22 protein-coding genes and 1 riboswitch are annotated in these 22,102 nt (G+C 37.4%); of the genes, 3 read left to right on the forward strand and 19 right to left on the reverse strand.

The genetic code is table 11. The annotated features are described in order from the left end of the window. Nucleotides 1-7: 7 nt before the first annotated feature. The 15 genes from sufU to FG383_RS15940 all read right to left on the reverse strand — a co-directional run bounded on the left by sufU (nt 8) and on the right by FG383_RS15940 (nt 15,069). A complete protein-coding gene (gene sufU / locus FG383_RS15875; protein ID WP_142608373.1) occupies nt 8-451 on the reverse strand; it encodes a Fe-S cluster assembly sulfur transfer protein SufU in 444 nt (147 codons plus the stop codon). Next, nucleotides 441-1,670 carry a cysteine desulfurase gene (locus FG383_RS15880; RefSeq protein ID WP_142608374.1) on the reverse strand — a complete coding sequence of 410 codons (1,230 nt, stop codon included), beginning with the start codon at nt 1,668-1,670 and terminating at the stop codon, nt 441-443. Before FG383_RS15880 ends, sufU begins: the two co-directional genes overlap by 11 nt. Further along, the gene (gene sufD / locus FG383_RS15885; protein ID WP_142608375.1) at nt 1,670-2,977 is read right to left on the reverse strand and encodes a Fe-S cluster assembly protein SufD; all 1,308 of its coding nucleotides are present in this window, start codon (nt 2,975-2,977) and stop codon (nt 1,670-1,672) included. Before sufD ends, FG383_RS15880 begins: the two co-directional genes overlap by 1 nt. A gap of 18 nt (nt 2,978-2,995) precedes the next feature. Then, nucleotides 2,996-3,775, reverse strand: coding sequence for a Fe-S cluster assembly ATPase SufC (gene sufC / locus FG383_RS15890; protein WP_142608376.1), 780 nt, complete (start codon nt 3,773-3,775; stop codon nt 2,996-2,998). A gap of 287 nt (nt 3,776-4,062) precedes the next feature. Beyond that, nucleotides 4,063-4,218 (reverse strand): YuzK family famiily protein, encoded by a 156-nt coding sequence (locus FG383_RS21730; RefSeq protein ID WP_484288043.1) that lies wholly within the window; start codon nt 4,216-4,218, stop codon nt 4,063-4,065. A gap of 780 nt (nt 4,219-4,998) precedes the next feature. Then, a complete protein-coding gene (locus FG383_RS15895; RefSeq protein WP_142608377.1) occupies nt 4,999-5,805 on the reverse strand; it encodes a MetQ/NlpA family ABC transporter substrate-binding protein in 807 nt (268 codons plus the stop codon). A gap of 61 nt (nt 5,806-5,866) precedes the next feature. Next, nucleotides 5,867-6,535 (reverse strand): methionine ABC transporter permease, encoded by a 669-nt coding sequence (locus FG383_RS15900; RefSeq protein ID WP_142608378.1) that lies wholly within the window; start codon nt 6,533-6,535, stop codon nt 5,867-5,869. Next, a complete protein-coding gene (locus tag FG383_RS15905) occupies nt 6,528-7,553 on the reverse strand; it encodes a methionine ABC transporter ATP-binding protein (RefSeq protein WP_142608379.1) in 1,026 nt (341 codons plus the stop codon). The genes FG383_RS15900 and FG383_RS15905 overlap by 8 nt, the downstream gene beginning before the upstream one ends. Nucleotides 7,554-7,837: 284 nt before the next feature. After that, a riboswitch (SAM riboswitch) is annotated at nt 7,838-7,942 on the reverse strand. Between the two features lie 41 nt (nt 7,943-7,983). After that, complete coding sequence (locus FG383_RS15910; protein ID WP_142608380.1) at nt 7,984-8,304, reverse strand: thioredoxin family protein; 321 nt, start codon at nt 8,302-8,304, stop codon at nt 7,984-7,986. Nucleotides 8,305-8,315: 11 nt separating this feature from the next. Then, nucleotides 8,316-8,666, reverse strand: coding sequence for a toprim domain-containing protein (locus tag FG383_RS15915; protein ID WP_093269848.1), 351 nt, complete (start codon nt 8,664-8,666; stop codon nt 8,316-8,318). A 76-nt stretch (nt 8,667-8,742) separates the two neighbouring features. Continuing rightward, complete coding sequence (gene gcvH, locus FG383_RS15920) at nt 8,743-9,123, reverse strand: glycine cleavage system protein GcvH (protein WP_142608381.1); 381 nt, start codon at nt 9,121-9,123, stop codon at nt 8,743-8,745. 74 nt (nt 9,124-9,197) lie between these two features. Continuing rightward, on the reverse strand, nt 9,198-9,560 hold the full coding sequence (locus FG383_RS15925) for an arsenate reductase family protein (protein WP_142608382.1): 363 nt from the start codon (nt 9,558-9,560) through the stop codon (nt 9,198-9,200). 91 nt (nt 9,561-9,651) lie between these two features. Next, nucleotides 9,652-11,433 (reverse strand): acyl-CoA dehydrogenase family protein, encoded by a 1,782-nt coding sequence (locus FG383_RS15930; RefSeq protein ID WP_142608383.1) that lies wholly within the window; start codon nt 11,431-11,433, stop codon nt 9,652-9,654. A gap of 24 nt (nt 11,434-11,457) precedes the next feature. Beyond that, the gene (locus FG383_RS15935; protein WP_142608384.1) at nt 11,458-12,633 is read right to left on the reverse strand and encodes an acetyl-CoA C-acetyltransferase; all 1,176 of its coding nucleotides are present in this window, start codon (nt 12,631-12,633) and stop codon (nt 11,458-11,460) included. A gap of 30 nt (nt 12,634-12,663) precedes the next feature. Next, a complete protein-coding gene (locus FG383_RS15940; protein WP_185907976.1) occupies nt 12,664-15,069 on the reverse strand; it encodes a 3-hydroxyacyl-CoA dehydrogenase/enoyl-CoA hydratase family protein in 2,406 nt (801 codons plus the stop codon). Between the two features lie 177 nt (nt 15,070-15,246). Between FG383_RS15940 and FG383_RS15945 the strand changes: the two genes are divergently transcribed. Continuing rightward, complete coding sequence (locus FG383_RS15945; RefSeq protein ID WP_142608386.1) at nt 15,247-15,564, forward strand: thioredoxin family protein; 318 nt, start codon at nt 15,247-15,249, stop codon at nt 15,562-15,564. Between the two features lie 50 nt (nt 15,565-15,614). On the opposite strand, the gene FG383_RS15950 is transcribed toward FG383_RS15945, so the two are convergent. Together FG383_RS15950 and FG383_RS15955 are read right to left on the reverse strand one after the other, a co-directional pair. Then, nucleotides 15,615-16,490 (reverse strand): GNAT family N-acetyltransferase, encoded by an 876-nt coding sequence (locus FG383_RS15950; RefSeq protein WP_142608387.1) that lies wholly within the window; start codon nt 16,488-16,490, stop codon nt 15,615-15,617. A gap of 22 nt (nt 16,491-16,512) precedes the next feature. Then, complete coding sequence (locus tag FG383_RS15955; protein ID WP_142608388.1) at nt 16,513-17,769, reverse strand: GNAT family N-acetyltransferase; 1,257 nt, start codon at nt 17,767-17,769, stop codon at nt 16,513-16,515. Nucleotides 17,770-17,969: 200 nt separating this feature from the next. Between FG383_RS15955 and FG383_RS15960 the strand changes: the two genes are divergently transcribed. Then, a complete protein-coding gene (locus tag FG383_RS15960; protein ID WP_342782152.1) occupies nt 17,970-18,488 on the forward strand; it encodes a C39 family peptidase in 519 nt (172 codons plus the stop codon). On the opposite strand, the gene FG383_RS15965 is transcribed toward FG383_RS15960, so the two are convergent. Continuing rightward, the gene (locus FG383_RS15965) at nt 18,485-19,360 is read right to left on the reverse strand and encodes a 5'-3' exonuclease (protein ID WP_142608389.1); all 876 of its coding nucleotides are present in this window, start codon (nt 19,358-19,360) and stop codon (nt 18,485-18,487) included. The two genes, FG383_RS15960 and FG383_RS15965, sit on opposite strands and share 4 nt — an antisense overlap. A 104-nt stretch (nt 19,361-19,464) precedes the next feature. On the opposite strand from FG383_RS15965, the gene FG383_RS15970 reads away from it, so the two are divergent. Then, nucleotides 19,465-20,679, forward strand: a complete 1,215-nt coding sequence (locus FG383_RS15970) for an NAD(P)/FAD-dependent oxidoreductase (protein WP_142608390.1) — start codon at nt 19,465-19,467, stop codon at nt 20,677-20,679. Nucleotides 20,680-20,816: 137 nt separating this feature from the next. On the opposite strand, the gene FG383_RS15975 is transcribed toward FG383_RS15970, so the two are convergent. Beyond that, on the reverse strand, nt 20,817-21,425 hold the full coding sequence (locus tag FG383_RS15975) for a GNAT family N-acetyltransferase (protein WP_142608391.1): 609 nt from the start codon (nt 21,423-21,425) through the stop codon (nt 20,817-20,819). Nucleotides 21,426-22,102: the final 677 nt, after the last annotated feature.

Below are 22,102 nucleotides of genomic sequence, written 5' to 3' on the forward strand. Positions count from 1 at the left end.
CTCCGTTCTAATTTTGTTGCTGTTCTTCTGAAACGCCTTTTTCCATCGCTTTCCACGCAAGTGTGGCACACTTAATACGTGCAGGAAATTTTGCAACACCATTTAATGCTTCAATATCCCCGAGGTCAATGGAATCATCGTATTCTTTCCCAAGCATCATATCAGAAAAGATATGTGATAATTGAAGTGCTTCATCAATTTTCTTTCCTTTTATTGCTTGTGTCATCATAGATGCAGATGACATGGAAATAGAACAACCTTCCCCGTCAAACTTGGCATTTTGAACGACACCATCTTCCACTTGAAGTGTCAGATGAATACGGTCACCGCAAGTCGGGTTATTCATATCAATTGTCAATGCGCCATCCTCGATACTTCCTTTGTTGCGAGGATTTTTATAATGATCCATTATTACTTGTCGATATAGTTGATCTAAATTATTAGAAGACATCGCTAAAATACTCCTTTGCAGTACGCAGTCCAGCTACAAGTCTGTCAATATCTTCTTCTGTATTGTAAAGATAAAAACTTGCTCTCGCAGTCGCCGTGCATTGTAACCATTTCATCAAAGGCTGTGCACAATGATGACCCGCACGAACTGCAATACCATTCATATCTAGCACAGTTGCAACATCATGTGGATGTACATCATCCAAGTTAAATGTTACGATTCCTGCTCGTTTAGATGGATCTACAGGTCCGTAAATAGTCAAACCATTTACAGTAGACATTTTCTCCATCGCAATCGCAGCAAGTTCATGCTCATGTTTTTCAATTTCATCTAATCCAATCTCTTCAAGGAAATCAATTGCAGCTGCTAGACCAATAGCACCTGCAATGATTGGTGTGCCCCCTTCAAATTTCCAAGGAAGCTCTTTCCATGTAGATTCATATAAACCTACAAAGTCAATCATTTCTCCACCGAATTCAATTGGCTCCATTTTTTCTAGCAAATGTTGTTTTCCATAAAGTACACCAATACCAGTAGGACCACACATTTTATGACCAGAAAAGGCAAGGAAATCACAATCCAAGTTTTGAACATCTAACTTCAAGTGCGGTGCAGCCTGAGCTCCATCCACAACCATAATAGCTCCATGCTCATGTGCAATTTGTGTGATTTCTTTAATTGGGTTCATCGTACCAAGTACGTTTGAAACGTAGACAATCGATACGATTTTCGTTTTATCCGTAATAGTTGCACGGACTTTTTCTAACGATAATGTCCCGTCAGCTTCTAAGTCGATATACTTTAATGTAGCGCCAGTTTCTTTGGCAAGTTGTTGCCAAGGAATGATATTTGAATGGTGTTCCATATGCGTAATAACAATTTCATCGCCTTCTTTTACATTTGCACGACCGTAACTTTGTGCAACTGTATTAAGGGAAGTTGTTGTACCACGAGTGAAAATAATTTCTTGTGTAGATTTAGCATTCATGAATTTACGAACTTTTTCACGTGCTCCTTCATAACTTTCCGTCGCACGGTTACCGAGTGTATGAACACCACGGTGAACATTTGAATTTTCAAATTCATAATACTTTTTAATCGCTTCAATAACTTGTACTGGCTTTTGAGAAGTGGCTCCACTGTCCAAATAAACGAGTGGATGACCATTAATCTCTTGATTTAATATGGGAAAATAGCTTCGAATCTCTTTACTGAGCATTAGCGAACTTTCCTTTCAATAACCTCCGTCAGCTGTTTCTTTACGCCTTCGATCGGTAATTCATTCACTACAGGTGCAAGGAATCCGTGGATTACCAAACGCTCTGCTTCTTGTTGTGAAATACCGCGGCTCATTAAATAATACAACTGAAGTGGATCTACTCGGCCAACAGAAGCTGCGTGACCTGCTGTTACATCATCTTCATCGATTAAAAGAATTGGGTTTGCATCCCCACGAGCTTTTTCACTTAACATAAGGACACGAGAAGTTTGTTCTGCATTCGATTTTGTCGCACCGAATTCAATTTTCCCGATACCATTGAAAATAGAAGAAGCTTCATCTTTCATCACACCGTGTTTCAAGATTTGACCTTCTGTATGTTTGCCCCAATGGATTACTTTTGTTGTAAAGTTTTGTTTTTGTTTCCCACGACCTACAACAACCATTTTCACATGACCTTCTGAATTGTCCCCAACTAAATGTGTAACATTTTCAGAAATTGTATCGCTGTCGTTCATCATTCCAAGTGCCCATTCAAGCACTGCATCACGACTAGTTACACCACGACGGTTTACATAAGTAGTAAAACCTTCTGCTAATACATCTACAGTTCCAAATGTAACTTTTGCGTTATCTTTAACAATTACTTCAGAAACGATATTCGCTTGGCCATTAGCATGTTCTACTGTAGATAAATAGTTTTCCACATATGTTACTACACTGTTTTCTTCTGCAACTAGAAGGGTATGGTTGAAAAGAGAAGCATCGCTATCATCATGTAAATAAATTACTTGAATTGGCTCTTCTACTACTACATTTTTCGGTACGTATACAAATACACCACCGTTTAATAATGTTGCATGTAGTGCAGTAAGTTTGTGTTCGTTTACTTTTACGCCATCAGTCATAAAATATTTTTGAACAAGCTCACTATGGTCACGCATAGCAGTATAAATATCTGTTAAAATAACACCTTTTGCTTGTAAAGCTTCTGATAAAGAAGTAAATGCCGGTGTGTTATTATGCTGAATATAAATATTCTTTTGTTCTTTGGCATGCACAAGTACTTTCACTTCTTCCGGAAGTTCATCCAAAGAAGCGTAAGCATTGCTTTCTACAGTATGTGTAGGAAATTCCGTGAAATTCCAATTTGTAATTTTTGTTTTATCTGGTGTTGGCATTGGAAGTGTTTCAAGTTCACCAAATGCTTTTAGACGAAGTTCCGTCATCCAGCTTGGCTCTTGTTTACCTTCTGAAAAGGAGCGGATATCTTGCTCGGTTAATGCCAGTTTTGTTTCAACCGTCATGTTTATTCGTCCCCTTTCTTATGCTTCTTGTCCAACTGTCTCATCTTCAATTCCAAGCTCTTCTTTAATCCAGTCATATCCTTGTGCTTCTAATTTATGTGCAAGCTCAGGACCACCAGATTTCACTACGCGACCTTGCATCATTACATGCACATGATCTGGAGTGATGTAGTTAAGTAGACGTTGGTAGTGAGTGATTATAAGACTTCCGAAGCCTTCTCCACGCATTTCATTGATTCCTTTAGAAACAACTTTAAGCGCATCGATATCTAAACCAGAGTCAATTTCATCTAAGATAGCGAATTTTGGTTGTAACATCATTAATTGAAGAATTTCATTACGTTTTTTCTCTCCGCCTGAGAATCCTTCATTTAAATAACGTTGTGCCATATCAACGTCCATTTCTAAAAATTCCATTTTGCTATCTAATTCGCGGATGAATTTCATTAATGAAATTTCATCACCTTCCGCACGACGAGCGTTAATTGCTGAACGTAGGAAGTCTGCGTTTGTTACTCCAGTAATTTCACTTGGGTATTGCATTGCTAAAAATAGACCTGCTTGCGCGCGCTCGTCTACTTCCATCGCTAGTACGTCTTCTCCGTCCAATTCAACAGAACCAGAAGTTACTTCATATTTAGGATGACCCATAATAGCAGATGCTAAAGTTGATTTACCAGTACCATTTGGCCCCATAACCGCGTGGATTTCATTTGTATTAATTGTTAAATTAACACCTTTAAGTATCTCTTTACCGTCGATTGCAACGTGTAAATCCTTAATCACTAAAGTTGACATTGAATACCCTCCATTAAGTAACTATGAATGTGTAACCATTCTAATTTATTATCATTCTAATCTTAACCCAAACTGAAGTGTCTGGCAAATCTTTTGAAACTGTTTGGCAGTTATTGTAGAAAACATGCAAATATCTAGATTTTTCATCCTTTTCTCTAAAACTATTATAGAAATTGGAATAAGCTGATATTTTCAATACGATTTTCTAATTGAGAATCGATTTCACTACGCATATAGTGTTAATTAAAAAAATCCACAAAGGACATGCCTTCATGGATTTCATCTTATTAGCCTTTAAATACTTGTGCACCAATTCTGGCAACAAGTTGAACACTTTTCTCGTAATCTCGCTGTCTTCTTTTTTCCACTTTCATTCGCAAAGTTTGACTGTTGCGAAGTTCGTCGTATCCAAATCCGTGAACTCCTCTAAATGCGTGATCCATTTGCTCTGTGTAAGGTAATCCTTCTGAAGTGATAATGAATCATTCCTTTCGATTTTTTACACCTATACTATGGTACATACCCACGTATATTCCTATTAAACATTTATTTTTCCTTGGAAAATTTATCGATGATAATAGAAATATAAGTAGAAGCTGTCGAACGCTCACGGGTGCAACTTTGCTCGAATGCTTAATGCGCGCATAAAAAAAACATAAATGGTCTTTATATGTATTTTATTTTTAGAAGTCACAGGGGAGGTGATCCTTCACCGCCGTTTGCAGCGAAAATCAAAGGAAATTGCTCGCTAATTAGCATCGACTCGCTAATAACAAAGTTTTATACAGTTTTTTCGACTGTGTGAATCCAGTAAATGGATTAGGGCAACCAATCGATCATTGAAAGCAACCAGTTCTACTCGGAAAGCAATCAAATCAGCACCAGAGCAACCAAATTGCCGGTGAAAGCAACCAATTCTAAAAATAGCAAGTTTACTTGAAGTGAGACGACTGTCACTAGGACTCGTTTTTTATGAACGTTGCGGAAATGCCCCATAATGTTGCGCGTTTGAAGGGGAACGTTGCGCATATGCACTTCCATGTTGCGAGTAACGGCTGTTAAGTTGCGCATTTATAAAATGACGTTATTTTCCAGGTAAAATAGAGCAGATACTTTGCCGTAGTGCGCAGTATCCATATATAATCGCATACCATCTACTTTATAATTCCTTAAAACACAAAAAAGCAGGCACTTCATACGCGTGCCCGCTTAATCATTTTTATTTATTCATTAACTGGTACTACTGATCCACCCCACTCATTCACGATAAAATCTTGAATTTCTTGTGAGTGTAATGCGTCTACTAACGCTTTAATTTGTTCATTGTTTTCGTCTCCAGCTTTAACCGCAATAATGTTCACGTATGGTGATTGAGAATCTTCAATTGCAATCGAATCTTCAATCGGATTTAAGCCTGCGTCTAATGCATAGTTCGAGTTAATTAGTACAGCATCGCCTTCATCATTTTCATACAATTGCACCATTAATGCTGATTCATAGTTTGGATCGAATTCTAAGTTTTTAGGATTCTCTACGATATCAGAGAGTTCTGCTGTTGTTTTATTAACGCCATCTGCTAATTTGATTAATCCTTTTGCTTCTAGCATAGCTAAAATACGACCGTGGTCAGGAATAGAGTTACTCATTAAAATTGTTGCACCTTCTGGTAGTTCTTCGATAGAACCATACTTTTTAGAGTATAATCCGATTGGCTCTACATGGATTCCACCAGCGTTTACGAAATCATAACCAAATTCAGCGATTTGATCTTCTAAATAAGGAATATGTTGAAAGTAGTTCGCGTTTAAATCACCAGATTCTAAATCTTTATTTGGTAGTACGTAATCTTGATAAGTTTCTACAACAAGTTCAATTCCTTGTTCTTCAAGAATAGGTTTTGCTTGTTCTAAAATAATTGCGTGTGGATTGTTAGAAGCACCTACTACTAATTTGCCGCTTTCTTCATCTCCACAAGCTGCAAGTGTTAATGCACTTACCGATAATAATGCACCAGCTAAAAATTTCTTCATCAATATTCTCTCCTTTGTAATTTCCCCATTTATATATGTGATCGGGTAAACCCGTGAACACCTAACGCTTGTCTATTCTCGTTGTAATAATATCGCCAATCCATTGAATGATAAATACAAGGACTAATATTAATATCGTTGCAACTAATGTGACATCTTCTCTACTTCGTTGGAATCCATCTAGAAAAGCGAGTGTCCCTAAACCGCCGGCACCAATTATTCCCGCCATCGCCGTATATCCAACGAGCGAAATACAAGTTACTGTAATCCCAGAAACTAAAGCGGGCATCGATTCAGGAAGTAAAACCTTCCATATAATAGTAGAAGTTTTGGCCCCCATTGATCTTGCCGCTTCTAAAACACCTTTATCAATTTCTCGTAAACCAATTAATACCATACGCGCATAAAAAGGTGCCGCTCCTATGACAAGTGCAGGAAACGCAGCATCTGGTCCACGCATTGTACCAACTAAAAATTTCGTTAAAGGAATTAATAAAATGATCAAAATAATAAAAGGAATAGACCGGAATATATTTACAAATGCCCCTGTTAACCAGTTCGCTAGCTTATTAGCCCAAGCTTGGTGTGGACTTGTTAAGAACAGTAAAAGACCGAGTGCTAAACCAAAAATTGCAGTTAATACCGTGGAAATTGCGGTCATATATAATGTTTCCAGTGCTGCTTCCCACATTTTAGGCCAATCAACATTCGGAAAAAGCGTATTAATCATTGTTGATCACCTCTGTACTTACTTTTTGCTCATGTATAAATCGAATTGCCTCATCTATTGCTAACGCGTCTCCATCTAATTGAAGGATTAGTGTACCGAACGCACCGCTCTTGGTGTGCGATATATTTCCTTGCACAATATTGACTTCTAGTTCGAATTGTTTGATCAATCTAGAAAGTATCGGCTGTTCTGTTTGGTCCCCAACAAAAGTGAGTTTGATTAACTTGCCATGTGGATATAACTCCACTAAGTTTTGGATGGTTTGTACCGCTTGTGCTGATTCAGACACTTGTGACACAAATTTTTGTGTAATCGGTTGTTGTGGATTTTGGAAAACTTTCAGTACGTCTCCTTCTTCTACAACTTGACCACCTTCCATTACGGCTACCCGGTTACAAATTTTTTGAATAACTTGCATCTCGTGTGTAATTAATACAATCGTTAACCCAAGCTTCTCATTAATACTAACTAATAAATCCAAAATTGAATCTGTTGTTTCTGGATCTAGTGCAGATGTCGCCTCATCACACAGTAATACCTCTGGTCGATTCGCTAATGCACGCGCAATACCTACGCGTTGTTTCTGTCCACCGGATAGTTGAGAAGGATAATAATTCCCTCTTCCTTCTAGCCCAACAAGTTCTATCAATTCATTCACGCGGGCTTTTCGCTGTTCCTTTGGAATTCCCGCAATTTCAAGTGGGAATGCAATGTTTTCTGCAACTGTTCGGGACCATAATAGGTTAAAATGTTGGAAAATCATGCTTACTTTGTGTCTCACTTGACGAAGCTTTTCTTCATTTATAGAAGTAATTTCTTTCCCATTTACGATTATCTGTCCTGCAGTCGGTTTCTCTAATCCATTGAGTAAACGGATCATTGTACTTTTTCCAGCACCACTATATCCAATAATGCCGAAAATTTCGCCTTGCTTTATGTCAAGATTTACATCATCAACAGCAATTATCGTACCTTGTTTCGTTTTAAACTTTTTCGAAACATCTTTTAAACTTATCATGTAAATCTCACACCTTCCTAATCAATTACGCCCCGGAGTAATTGCACCATGATTTTGATTGGAACCTAGACTTGCCTGATGTGGGTCATTTAACCGCTATCGCATGGATGCGATAATTTAGGCTAACATCAGGCTAACTAACACTCCATTCAAACTCTTTAGCATCCGCCAGTGGGTTCTACTTTATTCAGCAGTTATTCAATCCTGCTCAATAAAGTAAAAAATCCCTTCTGCGAGAGAGCAGAAGGGAAGTAAGTTTTCAGTCTAAATAAAACTTATCCATTCTCTCATTTCCCAAAGCATTCGCTTTGCGTGATTTGGCACCATTTCATTTACATGACGGTTGCCGGGCTTCGTCGGGCACTTCCCTCCACCTCTCTTAATAAGAGTGACACTATTTAATTGGTAAAGCTCAGTAAATCGTATATTATCATATCACTAATTGATCGTCAATACTTTTTATTGTTTCTAACAGAAAAGGAACAGATTGAAATGCGTATATTTTTTTGTATACATGCCCCTGTTTGGCAATTAATAGGCATGGGACACTTTCAATTTCATATTCCATTGCTAAGTTTTCTAAATAATTTATATTTGCTTGGCCTACTGAATTCGGCACTAATTCGTTGATCACTTGCATCATCTTACTTGCTACCATGCAAGTTCCGCACATCGGTGTATAGAGATAGAATAGCGAAAGCTGACTGTCATTTTTATAGTGCTCCCACTGTTCACGCGTCCATTCATTCACAATACATCATCCTAAAGTAAAAATTCTTTTTTCACCTTAATATTAACACGTTTCAGTATAGAAGCCAAAACTTTGAAAGGGGTGTTGGCAACTTCGCAATACATCGGATTCGTGTATAAATGAATTGCTTCAGGATACTCTTTTCGGACGATGGAACGTATTTGTTCCCCTGATTTATCGGCATCTAAAAAAGCATAAATCGGTAAATCATCATAAGGACTTAAAATTTCTTCTAGCTTTACATTGGAGATTGTTCCATTCGTGCAAATAATTTCTGGGGATTCATCAAGAAGTCGTAAAAGCTGTAGCTTATCCGACCTTCCTTCGACGAGAATTACTTTTTCACTAAAAACATTAGCCAATTAGCTTCTCTCCCTAATTATCATCGTTAACTCAGTATATGAAAAAAACGCCGACAATTAACCGGCGTTTTCATTATTATTCTGAAATTAATTCGTCATATTGCTCAGCAGTTAATAAACCATCGATTTCTAAAGCATCTGATGGTTCTACAACGATCATCCATGCATTTTCATACGGAGATTCGTTTACAAATTCAGGGCTATCTTCTAGCTCACTATTTACTTCAACCACTTTCCCACTAATAGGAGCATAAAGTTCTGAAACAGTTTTTACTGATTCTACACTACCAAATGGATCTCCTGCTTTAATATCGTCTCCCACTTGTGGAAGCTCAACAAACACGATATCTCCTAGTTCAGATTGTGCAAAATGAGTAATACCGATACGTGCATTACCACCTTCTGTTTTTACCCATTCATGTTCTTCTGAATACTTCAATTCTTTTGGTGTGCTCATTATTATACCCCTCTCAAATAAGTTATACATTCACTTATAATATTCACATATTTTTATAGCAAAAACAAGCTACTTTAATTGTTTGTCCAAATATGTTCAAACTCTTCTTCTTTAAAACCGAGCGTTAAATGCTTACCATCAAAAACAAGTGGTCTTTTCACAAGCATCCCATCCGATACTAGCATTTCAATTTGTTCTTCTTCTGTCATATTTGGTAGTTTTTCCTTCAATTGTAACTCTCGATATTTCGTTCCACTCGTATTAAAAAATTTCTTTAATTCCAAGCCACTTGCCGTAAGCATTTCTTTTATAAGTTCTTTAGAAGGAGGTGTTTCCACAATATGATGTTGAACAAACTCCACCTCATGGTTTTTTAACCATTTGCTTGCTTTATTACACGAACTACATTTAGGATAACCGAAAAATTGAATTGTCATTTACTTCTCACCTTTTTTCTTTTTATCATATCAAAAAATACGGAGAACCGCACATCGGTTCTCCGTATTTTTATGGTGAGTTATTGAATAATTATACGATATATTTCTCCGCATCAATCAATTTAACGGATGCTTCCCGTTTTTTAGTAATGACATTGTAAGGTGTATAGCGTGTTAGTTTACGAAGAGCAGAAAGCATCATGCGTAATGTATCACCTTCTACATATGCGATGAGCGTTTCTTTCGCATCCTTTTCTATTTCTTCGAATGCTTCTTGACAGAAAATTTGTGTGTAAAGCAATTTTTGGTTTGCTTTTTTGACTCCGTCACGACCAATTGCTTTTTCTGTACGTAATACTGCGGATTCCATCGCGAATAAGTTGTTGGCGATATTAGCAATGTTCACAAGTACTTCTTGTTCTGCTTCTAATTTTGTACCGAAACGTTGTGCGGCAAGACCCGCAGCAAGTAGACCGATTTTCTTCGCATTTGCTACTAATACTTTTTCTTGTGCTAGTGGCGCATCACTTACTTCTTCTGGCATCATCATCAGTAACTCTTCTTGCAGACTTTGTGCTTTTTGAAGTAGTGGCAATTCACCTTTCATTGCTTTTTTCAAGAAAGTACCTGGAACGATTAGTCGGTTAATTTCATTTGTTCCTTCGAAAATACGGTTAATACGAGAGTCACGATAAATTCGCTCTACTTCATATTCTTGCATAAAGCCATATCCACCATGTAACTGAACCGCTTCATCTGCGATGTAATCTAATACTTCTGAGCCTACTACTTTATTAATAGAACACTCAATTGCATATTCTGCTATCGATGCAGCAATTGCTTTTCCGTCTTTTTGTTCTGCCTCGCTTAATTGGCTCATACGCTCTTCAAAATAACCAACTGTACGATAGATTAAGCTTTCTGTTGCATACAATTTGGACGCCATAGTCGCTAATTTTTGTTTCGTCAAATTAAAGGAGGAAATAGGCGTTTTAAATTGTTGACGCTGATTAGAATAAGAAATTGCTAATTCTAATGCACGTTTTGAACCTCCAACAGTTCCAACTCCCAATTTGTAACGGCCAATATTTAAAATATTGAACGCAATGACATGACCGCGACCAATTTCACCTAGTAAATTTTCTACCGGCACTTGTGCATCTTGTAAAATGAGTGTACGAGTGGAGGATGATTTAATCCCCATTTTCTTTTCTTCTGCTCCAACAGAAACACCCGGGAATGTTTTTTCTACGATAAATGCTGAGAATTTATCTCCATCTATTTTTGCGTAAACAACAAATACATCCGCAAAACCTGCATTTGTGATCCATTGTTTTTCCCCATTTAAAATATAGTGTGTGCCTTCTACATTTAACTTCGCCGTAGTTTTTGCACCTAATGCATCCGATCCTGAACCCGGTTCAGTTAGTGCATAAGCAAATATTTTATCTCCAGAAGCAGAGCTTGGTAAGTATTTTTGTTTTTGTTCTTCATTACCAAAAAGGACGATTGGTAATGTTCCGATCCCTACATGAGCGCCGTGTGTAATTGAAAAACCACCTGCTACAGATAATTTCTCCGCAATTAATGCGGAAGAAATTTTATCCAAGGCAATTCCGCCATACTCTTCTGGAATATCCGCTGCAAGTAAGCCAAGATCTCCAGCAGATTTAAGTAATCGAACCGAATGCTCGAACTCATGATTTTCCAGTTTTTCTACTACAGGTACTACTTCATTTGTTACATAATCTTCTGCTGTTTTCGCAATCATTTTTTGCTCATCCGTAAAATCCTCTGGTGTAAATATACGACTTGCATCTATATCTTCTACTAAAAAGCTTCCACCTTTAATAACTTCCTTTACTTCCGCCATGTTCATTTCCCCCTATTTTTAGAATTACAAAAGTTCAAAAACGCCTGCTGCTCCCATTCCTCCGCCAATACACATTGTAACAACCCCAAATTGTTTCCCTTGACGTTTAAGCTCGCTCATCATTTTCAATGTTAAAATGGTTCCAGTTGCCCCTAGTGGATGACCAAGTGCGATTGCTCCACCGTTTACATTTACTTTATCGAGATCAATACCTAAGTGACGTACGACTTGGATGGATTGAGAAGCGAATGCTTCATTTATCTCCCAAACGTCGATGTCTTCGATAGATAATCCTGCAAGTTTCAATGCCTTTGGAACAGCTACAATCGGACCAATCCCCATTACATCTGGTGCAACTCCTCCTACTGCAAACGAACGGAATTTAGCGATCGGTTTTAATCCTTGTGCTTCTGCAACTTCACGATCCATGACAAGTACTGCACCCGCCCCGTCTGAAGTTTGCGATGCATTACCTGCTGTTACTGAGCCGCGTACATTAAATGCGGGACGCAATTTTGCAAGTGTATCGATGGACGTACCAACTCGAACACCTTCATCCATTTCAAATAAAAACTTTTTCTCCCCAGCTTTATTATTTTCATCTGCAAAATGTTTCACTACTTCTACCGGAACAATTTCATCATTAAACTTTCTAGCAGCAATTGCAGCTGCAGCTAGTTCATGTGAACGAACGGCAAAGGCATCTTGGTCTTGCCTGCTCACGCCGTATTTATTTGCTACTTGTTCAGCCGTGTGACCCATCCCCATATAGTACTGTGGAGCGGTTTCTGCTAAGTGTGCATTTGGTCGAATTGTATTTCCCATCATTGGCACCATACTCATCGATTCTACTCCACCTGCAATAATTGCTTCTGAATGCCCTAGCATAATGCGCTCTGCTGCATAAGCAATGGATTGCAAACCTGATGAGCAAAAACGATTCACTGTAATAGCTGGTGTTGAATCAGAAAGTCCTGCCAAAGCTCCAATATTACGAGCGACATTCATCCCTTGTTCTGCTTCTGGCATGGCACAGCCTAATATTAAATCATCGATCGGTCCATCATAACCGCCCGCTCTTTTTAACGTTTCTCTTACAACTAATGCTCCAAAATCATCTGGACGAACAGTTGCGAGGGATCCTTTTTTCGCCTTACCAACCGGTGTTCTGGCACCTGCTACGATAACTGCTTCACGCATGAGTTTTCCTCCTTTATCACCTACGCACAATTAGTTGCGTAATGGCTTACCTTTCACTAACATATGTTGCATTCTTGCTTGCGATTTTGGATCGGCAACTAAACTTAAAAATGCCTCTCGCTCCAGATTAAGTAAGTATTGCTCATCCACTAAAGTACCGTATGGAACTTCCCCACCAGCAATCACGTAAGCAAGCTTTTTCGCAATTTTTAAATCGTGTTCACTAATATAGCCCGATAAGAACATACCTTCAGCACCTAAAAGTAATGTTGCATATCCAGGAGATCCTGTTACCGGAACTTTTTCTCGTAAAGGAGCTTTGTAACCAGCATTTGCAAGATGAAGTGCCACTTGTTTGGCATCATACAATTGATGATCCGCATTCACGCTAATTCCGTCTGCAAAGTTTAAGAAGTTATTTTCAAGCGCTTCTTCTCCAGATGTTGAAACCTTTGCCATTGCAATTGTTTCAAATACTTTATTAGCAACGTATTGATAGTCCACTTGAACGCCTTTTGGAAGTCCTCTTAAATGCTTCATATATAACTCTTTGTTACCGCCACCACCTGGTATTAGACCAACACCAACTTCTACTAGTCCCATATAGGTTTCTGTCGTCGCTTGAATATAAGCTGCTGGTAAACAAGTTTCCGCCCCGCCACCTAATGTCATTCCAAATGGTGCAACGACTACCGGTTTAGAAGCATATTTAATTTTCATCATTGCGTTTTGGAAGCTTCGAATGACAAAGTCTAATTCAAATAGATTATCGTCTTGTGCTTCCATTAAAATCATGCCAAGGTTTGCACCAACACTAAAGTTTTTCCCTTGGTTTCCAATGACAAGGCCTTTAAAGTTTTTTTCCACTTCCTCAATTGCAAAGTTAATCATTTGAATGATGTCGAGTCCTATTGCATTCGATTTAGAATGGAATTCAAGTAAAGCAATTCCATCTCCTAAATCTATTAAACTAGCTCCAGAATTGGATTTAACGACTCCATGTTTTTTCTTATAACGTTTCAGATCGATTACTTTTTCATTGAAAGAAACGATCGTGTAGTCATTTCCATCGAAGTAATAAAGATCTCCATTTTCTTCTTTATAAAATGATTCGAATCCTTTATCTAAAAGCGACTGTACGAATACAGGAATTTCCTTTGCTTCTGCTTTCATCTTTTCAACTGACTCTTTTACACCAATTGCATCCCATATTTCAAATGGTCCTTGCTGCCAGCCGAAGCCCCATTTCATCGCCTGGTCAATAGATACGATATCGTCCGCAATTTCTCCGTGAAGTGCCGCGGTATATAAAAGAGTTGGACTTAAGATACTCCAAAGCAGTTCTCCAGTACGGTCTTTTGCGTATGTTAGCGTTTTCACTTTTGCCGCTAATCCTTTTTGCTGTTTTGCCATTTCCATCGACGGTGTTTTAAGCTTTTTGACAGGCTCGTATTCAAGTGTTTCCGGATTTAATTCTTTAATTTCTTTTCCTTCTTTTAAGAAGAAACCTTGACCTGTTTTTGCACCAAGCCATTTGTTTTCAAGCATTTTATGCATAAATGCTTGAACTTCAAACACTTTCTGTTCTTCGCCAGTCGTTAGGTCATATACGTTTTTAGCAACATGTGCAAACGTATCTAATCCGACTACATCTAATGTGCGGAACGTCGCAGATTTTGGTCGCCCGATTAGTGGACCAGTAACCGAATCCACTTCTCCTATAGAATATCCACGTGCCTGCATTTCCCGAAGTGTGATAAGCAGGCCATAAGTCCCTATTCGATTGGCGATAAAGTTAGGGGTATCTTTTGCTAAAACAACCCCTTTTCCTAAAATATCTTCCCCGAATTGCTTCATATACTGTACTACTTCTACATCGGTCGTGTTGGCAGGTATTACTTCTAACAGCTTTAAATAACGTGGAGGATTAAAGAAATGCGTCCCAAGAAAATGCTTAGCAAAATCTTCCGATCGTCCTTCCACCATTTCATTAATGCTAATACCTGACGTATTGGAACTGACGATTGTCCCAGCTTTTCGTACTGCATCTATTTTTTCATATAAACTTTTTTTCACGTCTAAATTTTCCACTACTACTTCAATGATCCAGTCGACCTCTTTTAATTTCTCTAAATCATCTTCAAAGTTTCCTGCAGTAATTAGTTGGACATTTTTAGTAGAAGTAAGTGGAGCAGGTTTTTGCTTCAACAGTTTTTGCAATGCAGTTTGAGCAAATTTGTTACGAATTGCCGGATGCTCTAAAGTTAACCCTTGTGCTTCCTCTTCTTTACTCACTTCTTTTGGTACGATATCTAATAGTAATGTCGGTATACCGATATTTGCTAAGTGAGCTGCAATTCCCGATCCCATTACCCCTGAGCCAAGAACCGCTGCTTTTTTAATTTGAAATGTCACGTGCAAAAGCCTCCCCTTCATTTTTGAATGAATACTCATTCATTTTATAAGTAAAAAAAATAGAACCAATCTCTATATCTATTAGTTTAGAACAATTTTTAAATTTTCGCAATAATAAAATGAATTAATACGAGCAATTTTCTTTCTACTCTTTCTGAAACAGTGTAAACTGGAAACAAATCATAGGAGGTATTTAATATGAACAAAATTACAACTGCAGAACAATTCAATGAAATCATTTCTGGTGACAATGAAGTACTAGTAAAATTCGAAGCTGGCTGGTGCCCAGATTGCCGTCGTATGGAAATGTTCATCGATCCAATCATTGAAAAGTATAACCAATATACATGGTACGAAGTGAATCGTGATGAATTACCAGAAATCGCAGATAAATACGAAGTAATGGGTATCCCAAGCCTTCTTATTTATCAAAATGGAGAGAAAAAAGCGCACTTACACAGTGCTAATGCGAAATCTCCTGAACAAGTTACTGAGTTTTTGGATGCTCAAAATTAATTCGAAAAAGACTGTTCTATAATAGAACAGTCTTTTATTATTTTCTTCCTCTATAATTCCTTCACCATAAATACTTGCGCAATGTCTGTATTTCTAAACCCATTCCTTTGTAAAAAAGGAAGCGTTTTTTGGGAATGATCCATTAAATTATAAGTCGTTCTTTTAAGGGAGTGTTGAAAAAGCAAGCCTTCCTGTAGAACAGCATGGAGTGCACGATCCCCTTCCTCATTTTCTTTCTTAACTGTAACTTGAAATAAAGAGACACCTTCCGCTTCGAAGCCGAATTGTTGCTTTGTTCTTACTATACAAGCAGCGAGTATTTCATTCCCCTTCATTGCAATAACTGCTTCGCCCGCTACTCTAGGAGTTATAGAAGGATCAACTTGCCACGGAACGACGGCAGGAAAAATTCCTACATCTGCCGCTTGTATAGCAGGAACTCTTTGTATTGAAAATTCCTTTGCAACTTTTTCATCAAAAAAGAGCTCTCCATCTGCCTCTAAAAAGTGAAGTGTATCTATTACTTTGTAGCCAACTTTTTCGTATAGTTTAATAGCTGGCTGATTAATGGACAAAGCTTCTAATGTAGCAATCTCTACATCTTGCTGTTTCAATATAGTGAGAGCTTTTTCTATCAACAAACAACCGAGTTTTTTTCCCCTATACTTTGGAATGATCCCTGTTCCACCATTCCAAGCTATTTTCTGACCATCCACTTCTCGAATACCTTGTAATACAAATCCAATCGGGTTACCTTCGTCAAACATAATAATCGATAATGCAGGCGAAAGATTTTCATTACCAAAACGAGCAACAAAAGTGTCCAATGACATTTTCATCGGTATATAATATCCTTCGAATCCATTTGTAAAAAGTTCATGTGATTCTTTAAATGTGACATGGTCCATCGTTTTAAAAGTAATCATTTCCTACCACCCCTTATTTCATTTAATACGATGTGAAACAAATAGGACTTCGATTCGGCTTAAACCAATCGTCTAATATTTTGGTATCTACATTATTTATAGAAACCGTCCCATAATTATAAAGTGCTTCTATAGAAACACATCCCATCCACCAAGAACTGATATCAGGAATGCCTATTTTAATATTTTCTTTTTCCGTAGAATTCGATAATTTAGTAGCACTCCACAAATTATCATTATAAATGACTTCGTATAAACCGTTTTGTTTTGGTAAGAATGTGTCTTCTATTTCTAGTACTATTCTTGTATATTCATCCGGTTTTCTAAGTGGTTGAAAATTCATTTCGTGAATAAAATCTATAATATTTGTTATTCGATACATCAGTCCTGTTCCAGTAGTTGCCACTTCATGATATACACTTGGAATAAGGTGATTCGAATCATTCAATGGGTTGGTCAGTGCATGCACAAATGATTGGTCATTTGTACGAAAAATAATTCGATCTACTTGATCCTGTTGCGAATGTAACCAAGAAGCTAGTTGTTTATAGGCATCTGGTTTTGTCCATATCCACTCATGCACGATCATATGTTGATGTAAAAAGTGGCTATCTTGTACAGATTCTAATGTAAATGCTAAAGCACCTACTAGTTGCTCATTTTCTATCACACCAACATAATTTGTCACCCCATTTTTAATCCGTTGTCGCTCGGTCCACGTTCTTTTTATCATTCCATGATTTTTCTGAGCGTAATCGTTATAGAGGGAAACGATCGCCTCCTCATCTTGTGGAGACAAAAACTTAACCAATCCTTTTTCTCCATTTGCAATAAGAGCATTCGGTTTAATTTTAAATTCATATTTCATCGGTCCATAACCATAGCCCATCTTTCGATAAAAACTTGGATTAAATGGGTATAGAGATACGAGGCTGACATTTTGCTGTCTAGCAAAGTCATGGAAATGAGAAAGAAGTTCAAATGCAATTTTCTCTTTTTTATGAAGAAGATGCACAGCAACCATCCCAATTCCAAAAATACGCTGAAATGTACCATTTATATTACATTCAAAATCATGCTGTCGATACATACCTAGAAGTTGTTCTTTCTCATTAAAATATCCAAAATATTGAATACCATTTTGTTCTTCTAGCTCTTTCTTTAAACGACCTACAAATTCTGTTTTTTTCTCGGATGTTTGGATGTTCATACCTGGATACGCAAAGGCAGCAATGTTTGCTGCTTCTTCCAAGTCCTGCTGTTGCAATAATCGAATCAAGTAATTCTCCCCTTTTCAAAGAACATGTAGATTCTAAAGATAATGTAATTATAGTTTAATCTTAATAGTTTGATAACTTTTTTTCGATTGCTTTGATAGTTGCAACTTATGCAAAGTATGATTTAATTTATACTTAAGCAAGCAATAAAAAAAGTTCTTCCTAACGAATTAGGAAAAACTTTTCTTTACAAGGAGGTTACATGATGAAAACACAATTGCCGATCAAAGGTATCTCTCAATATGATTCGTCTATTCATTCGACTTATCGTTCTTCTGCTTGCGGCCCAGTTACTGCATACGTTCTATTAAATTATTTATTGCCAAATAGCTCTTTTCAAGCAAATGACCTTTACAGCAAATTGGGAAGTACTCGTATCGGATTATTTACCCATCGATTTATTCGCAATATGCGCAAAATACTAGGTCCATATTGGCAAATTAAAAAATGCTCTCTTCAGACTGCTCTACACGAACTGAAAAATGGTCGCCCAGTAGCACTCAAATTTGATAAATACTTTTCGTTTCAGTGGAATAAAAAATCAAACTTCGCTTACCACTGGGTTCCACTTATCGGATATGAAATGGAAAACGATGAACTCTTCCTAATCATTCATGATAATGGAGGTAGAAATCGAGAAAGCAAAATTCGTAAAGTGTCGTATGCCCAAAATGCATCGATTTTAACTTTTATACAAATTACGCCAACATCATCCTATTAGTTTTGAAGCTGTCTCGCTAATATCGTATATCCATGCTCATACAAATAATCGAATTTCGAAGACGAGATGTTTTGTACAAGCAAATGATCTAGTTCTGCTTCTATTGGGACGTCACGTCTAATCGTTGCAAGTTCTTTTGATAATTTCAGCATTTCTAAATCTGTTTCAATTTTCGTGCGCTGCCCTGCTTTTAATAAATGAAGAGAATCAATTACTTCTTCCACTGTTCCATACGTTTGCACTAGTTGCAATGCCGTTTTTGGACCAATTCCTTTGACTCCAGCATATCCGTCACTCGTATCTCCCATAAATGCTTTTACATCAGGGAATAATAATGGAGAAATACCGTATTCCTCTAAAAATCGTGCTTCATTGTATACATCATAAATCGTAAATCCTTTTTTCGTAAAAGCAATTTCCGTTGATGGGTGCAATAACTGCAATAAATCTTTGTCTCCACTGACAATCGTGAACTTCGCATCATCTTGCCATTTATGTGTAATAGAAGCGATCGTATCGTCTGCTTCCATTCCTACAATACCAAAGTTCATCCACCCTAAATGCTCGGACAAATCTTGTGCCATATCAAATTGAGGAATAAGTTCTTCTGCAGGTTTTGGTCGGTTTGCTTTATATCCATCATATAGTTCATTTCTAAATGTGTGCATTCCTTTATCCCAACAAACCGCCATATGCGTCGGTTGCATTAAATTTTGTGCAGCAAGTACATGGCGTGCAAATCCTTGTACTGCATTCGTCGGAATCCCTTTATCGTTTTTGAAATAGTTGCCAGACATCGCTGTTGCAAAAAACGAGCGAAATAATAATGCCATTCCATCTATTACTAGTACATGTGGTTTATCTTGGTTCATATTCAACATCCTTTTTCATTGATTAAACACTAGTATAACATGTGCGTGTTGAATCAATAGAATATGGGTATATAAGTAGAAATATATACGAGGAGGAATAGTAAATGAATATACATAGTGGTGCGCTTTATTGGCCTACAACAACTGCTCCCTTTACACCAAAAACTACGTTTGAAAAGCTTAATCTATATGACGTAGTAATTGTCGGTGCTGGCATGTCCGGTGCTTTAACAGCACTGGCTTTAGTAGAGGCAGGAATGTCAGTTGCGATACTAGATAAACGGGACATGGGCTCTGGTAGCACAAGTGCAAATACCGGTTTACTACAGTATTCAAATGATATTATGCTGCATGAATTGATTGACCAAATGGGTGAACGAGAAGCGGTCCGTTTTTATCAACTTTGTTACGATGCAATAGATGATATGGAAAGAATAGTTAATCGACTACATATAGATACGGATTTCATTCGTAAACCTAGTATTTGTTACGCAAGTGATGAAAATGACGTAGAAAAGATAAAAGCAGAATACGCTATTTTGAAAAATCATGGGTTACCATGTGGTTATTTGGATCCAAATGAATTGGCTCATAAATTTCCGTTTTCAAAACCGGGGGCACTCCTCACATATGGAGATGCAGAAATCAATCCATTAAAGTTTGTCCAAAGGTTGTTACAAAAACTAGAGGAAAAAGGAGTGCATTTATTTCCTTATGTAGATGTGGAAGATGTAGTTACAAACAACGAAACGTTACATATTCAAACTTCAGAAAAACCATTCTATGCTAATAACATCATTTTTACTACAGGTTATGAAACAGTTCCTATTGGGCATAGAGTAGGTGCAGATATTAATCGCTCTTATGTATTTGTCAGCAATCCTATTACTAACTTCAATGACTGGTACAAACAAGTGATGATATGGGAAACGAAACGTCCCTATCTATACATTCGTTCCACGGTGGATAATAGATTAATTGTTGGTGGACTAGATGAAGATAAACCGGAAGCACCCGACTCAGAAGAACTCATTCAAAGCCGAGCTGAAAATTTATTAAAACAAACCCAAAAATTATTTCCACATTATGAGTTGGAGATTGACTATGCTTATGCAGCAACATTCGGAGAGTCAGTTGATAATCTACCGTTTATAGGAGAGCATCCGACTAAAGCAAATCACTACTACTTATTAGGTTATGGAGGGAATGGAACAGTATATAGCATGTTAGGCTCCCAAATACTAAGAGATTTATTAATTGGCAAACGAAATGAAGATGCAGAGATTGTTCAACTAAAGCGTAAATGCGGAGTAAAATAATACGAAGGCGGATGCCCTTCCTTCGTATTTATTTAGAAAATAAATTTCACCGTGTTGCCGCTAGAGCGACATTTTCTCGTAGGAATGCAGAGACAAAGAGACGTAAACCATGCACGTGAAAATACCCGTCATTTTGGTTAACCTTCTGAAAAAGACCGAGCATCTTTAACTTGTTTTTTCTTCTTAATAATTGCTTCTTTCTTCCATAAAAAGTTACGATAGGTTTTTGCTCTTATCGTATTGGTAGAAAATATCGTTTTTCTCATGTAATCAGTTGAATCATTTGATGTAGCTGCAATTCGTGTATATTGTTCCTTCATATTTCTTGCTTGTAAATAGTTGGATAATTTCTCAGGAGTACCACAGCTTTCAACTAACCCATCTAATTGAAAAACAGCACTCTTTTTTTGATTAATAATTGCATCGAAAACAAACATGATGACTCGATTCACGTCTCCCTTTCGTACAATGAAATCCATATGAGTTGCATCTTTACAAGCTAAAAAATGGACGACATAGCCAAATAATGTTTTTTTCAATTGGAACGGGAAAAATGCAATTATTCGATTATGTTCTTTTACTGCATATATCTCTACTCCTTCATTTTCACCAAGAAACTTCCACCAATTATACACAAATTTAAATTCAATAAATGGGTTTTTGTTTTGATTTACCTCTAAAATAGTAGACCATTCTTTCTCAAATAAACTTAAATGTTTTGATGATTTAATTAGAATAAGCTCCAAACAATCCTCCCACCCGAGTTAAGTCTGTTTTATAATAGTATATTCACATTCGCTACTAAAAAAGAACTTACTACAAATGAACTTAGAATCAGTCAAAACACTAAAAAGCAAAGCGCCTGTCTCTAACCGATATGGCAAGTGGGAACGTTGAATGGAATGTCGCACATAATAGGGATAATGCGTGGTAGTGGGTTGAAAATGAGTGTCTGCTGGGATTTCCGCTGCTGGGCGGACGCTTTCCGTGGGGTGAGCGATGAGCCTTCACCGCCACGCCTGAGAAGTCTCATTTTGCTCACACAGAGGAACAAAGGCTAAAAACGCCACATGGTGTGGCAACGCCTTCGTGACCAACATCCTGTTGGTCTCCACTGGAGTTGCCTCCCAGCAGCGAAAATCCATGGGAATTGCTTGCTAATTTTGCGTCTACTGTTATCAGAGCTTTAAATTGATCAGATTCACTACGCAATATTTAGTAAAGCTAATTAGAAAATGCTTTCTCCAAATAAGTAGAGTATTTACTTAGGATAAAGTTCATTTCATACAACCATTTATAGGTATGAAACCTCGTATTCATCGTTGTCTCACTCCAAGTAAACTTGCTATTTTAAGATTTGGTTGCTTTCACTAGCAATTTGGTTGCTCTCATGCTAATTTTGATTGCTTTCCGAATTGAACTG

The organism is Psychrobacillus soli, from assembly GCF_006861775.1.
Taxonomy (GTDB): Bacteria; Bacillota; Bacilli; order Bacillales_A; family Planococcaceae; genus Psychrobacillus; species Psychrobacillus soli.

Coding starts and splice junctions, on each gene's coding strand:
- sufU (WP_142608373.1), bottom strand. CDS start 451: ATGTCTTCTAATAATTTAGATCAACTATATCGACAAGTAATAATGGAT.
- FG383_RS15880 (WP_142608374.1), bottom strand. CDS start 1,670: ATGCTCAGTAAAGAGATTCGAAGCTATTTTCCCATATTAAATCAAGAG.
- sufD (WP_142608375.1), bottom strand. CDS start 2,977: ATGACGGTTGAAACAAAACTGGCATTAACCGAGCAAGATATCCGCTCC.
- sufC (WP_142608376.1), bottom strand. CDS start 3,775: ATGTCAACTTTAGTGATTAAGGATTTACACGTTGCAATCGACGGTAAA.
- FG383_RS21730 (WP_484288043.1), bottom strand. CDS start 4,218: ATGGATCACGCATTTAGAGGAGTTCACGGATTTGGATACGACGAACTT.
- FG383_RS15895 (WP_142608377.1), bottom strand. CDS start 5,805: ATGAAGAAATTTTTAGCTGGTGCATTATTATCGGTAAGTGCATTAACA.
- FG383_RS15900 (WP_142608378.1), bottom strand. CDS start 6,535: ATGATTAATACGCTTTTTCCGAATGTTGATTGGCCTAAAATGTGGGAA.
- FG383_RS15905 (WP_142608379.1), bottom strand. CDS start 7,553: ATGATAAGTTTAAAAGATGTTTCGAAAAAGTTTAAAACGAAACAAGGT.
- gcvH (WP_142608381.1), bottom strand. CDS start 9,123: ATGAGCACACCAAAAGAATTGAAGTATTCAGAAGAACATGAATGGGTA.
- FG383_RS15925 (WP_142608382.1), bottom strand. CDS start 9,560: ATGACAATTCAATTTTTCGGTTATCCTAAATGTAGTTCGTGTAATAAA.
- FG383_RS15930 (WP_142608383.1), bottom strand. CDS start 11,433: ATGGCGGAAGTAAAGGAAGTTATTAAAGGTGGAAGCTTTTTAGTAGAA.
- FG383_RS15935 (WP_142608384.1), bottom strand. CDS start 12,633: ATGCGTGAAGCAGTTATCGTAGCAGGTGCCAGAACACCGGTTGGTAAG.
- FG383_RS15940 (WP_185907976.1), bottom strand. CDS start 15,069: ATGAAGGGGAGGCTTTTGCACGTGACATTTCAAATTAAAAAAGCAGCG.
- FG383_RS15945 (WP_142608386.1), top strand. CDS start 15,247: ATGAACAAAATTACAACTGCAGAACAATTCAATGAAATCATTTCTGGT.
- FG383_RS15950 (WP_142608387.1), bottom strand. CDS start 16,490: ATGATTACTTTTAAAACGATGGACCATGTCACATTTAAAGAATCACAT.
- FG383_RS15960 (WP_342782152.1), top strand. CDS start 17,970: ATGATGAAAACACAATTGCCGATCAAAGGTATCTCTCAATATGATTCG.
- FG383_RS15965 (WP_142608389.1), bottom strand. CDS start 19,360: ATGAACCAAGATAAACCACATGTACTAGTAATAGATGGAATGGCATTA.
- FG383_RS15970 (WP_142608390.1), top strand. CDS start 19,465: ATGAATATACATAGTGGTGCGCTTTATTGGCCTACAACAACTGCTCCC.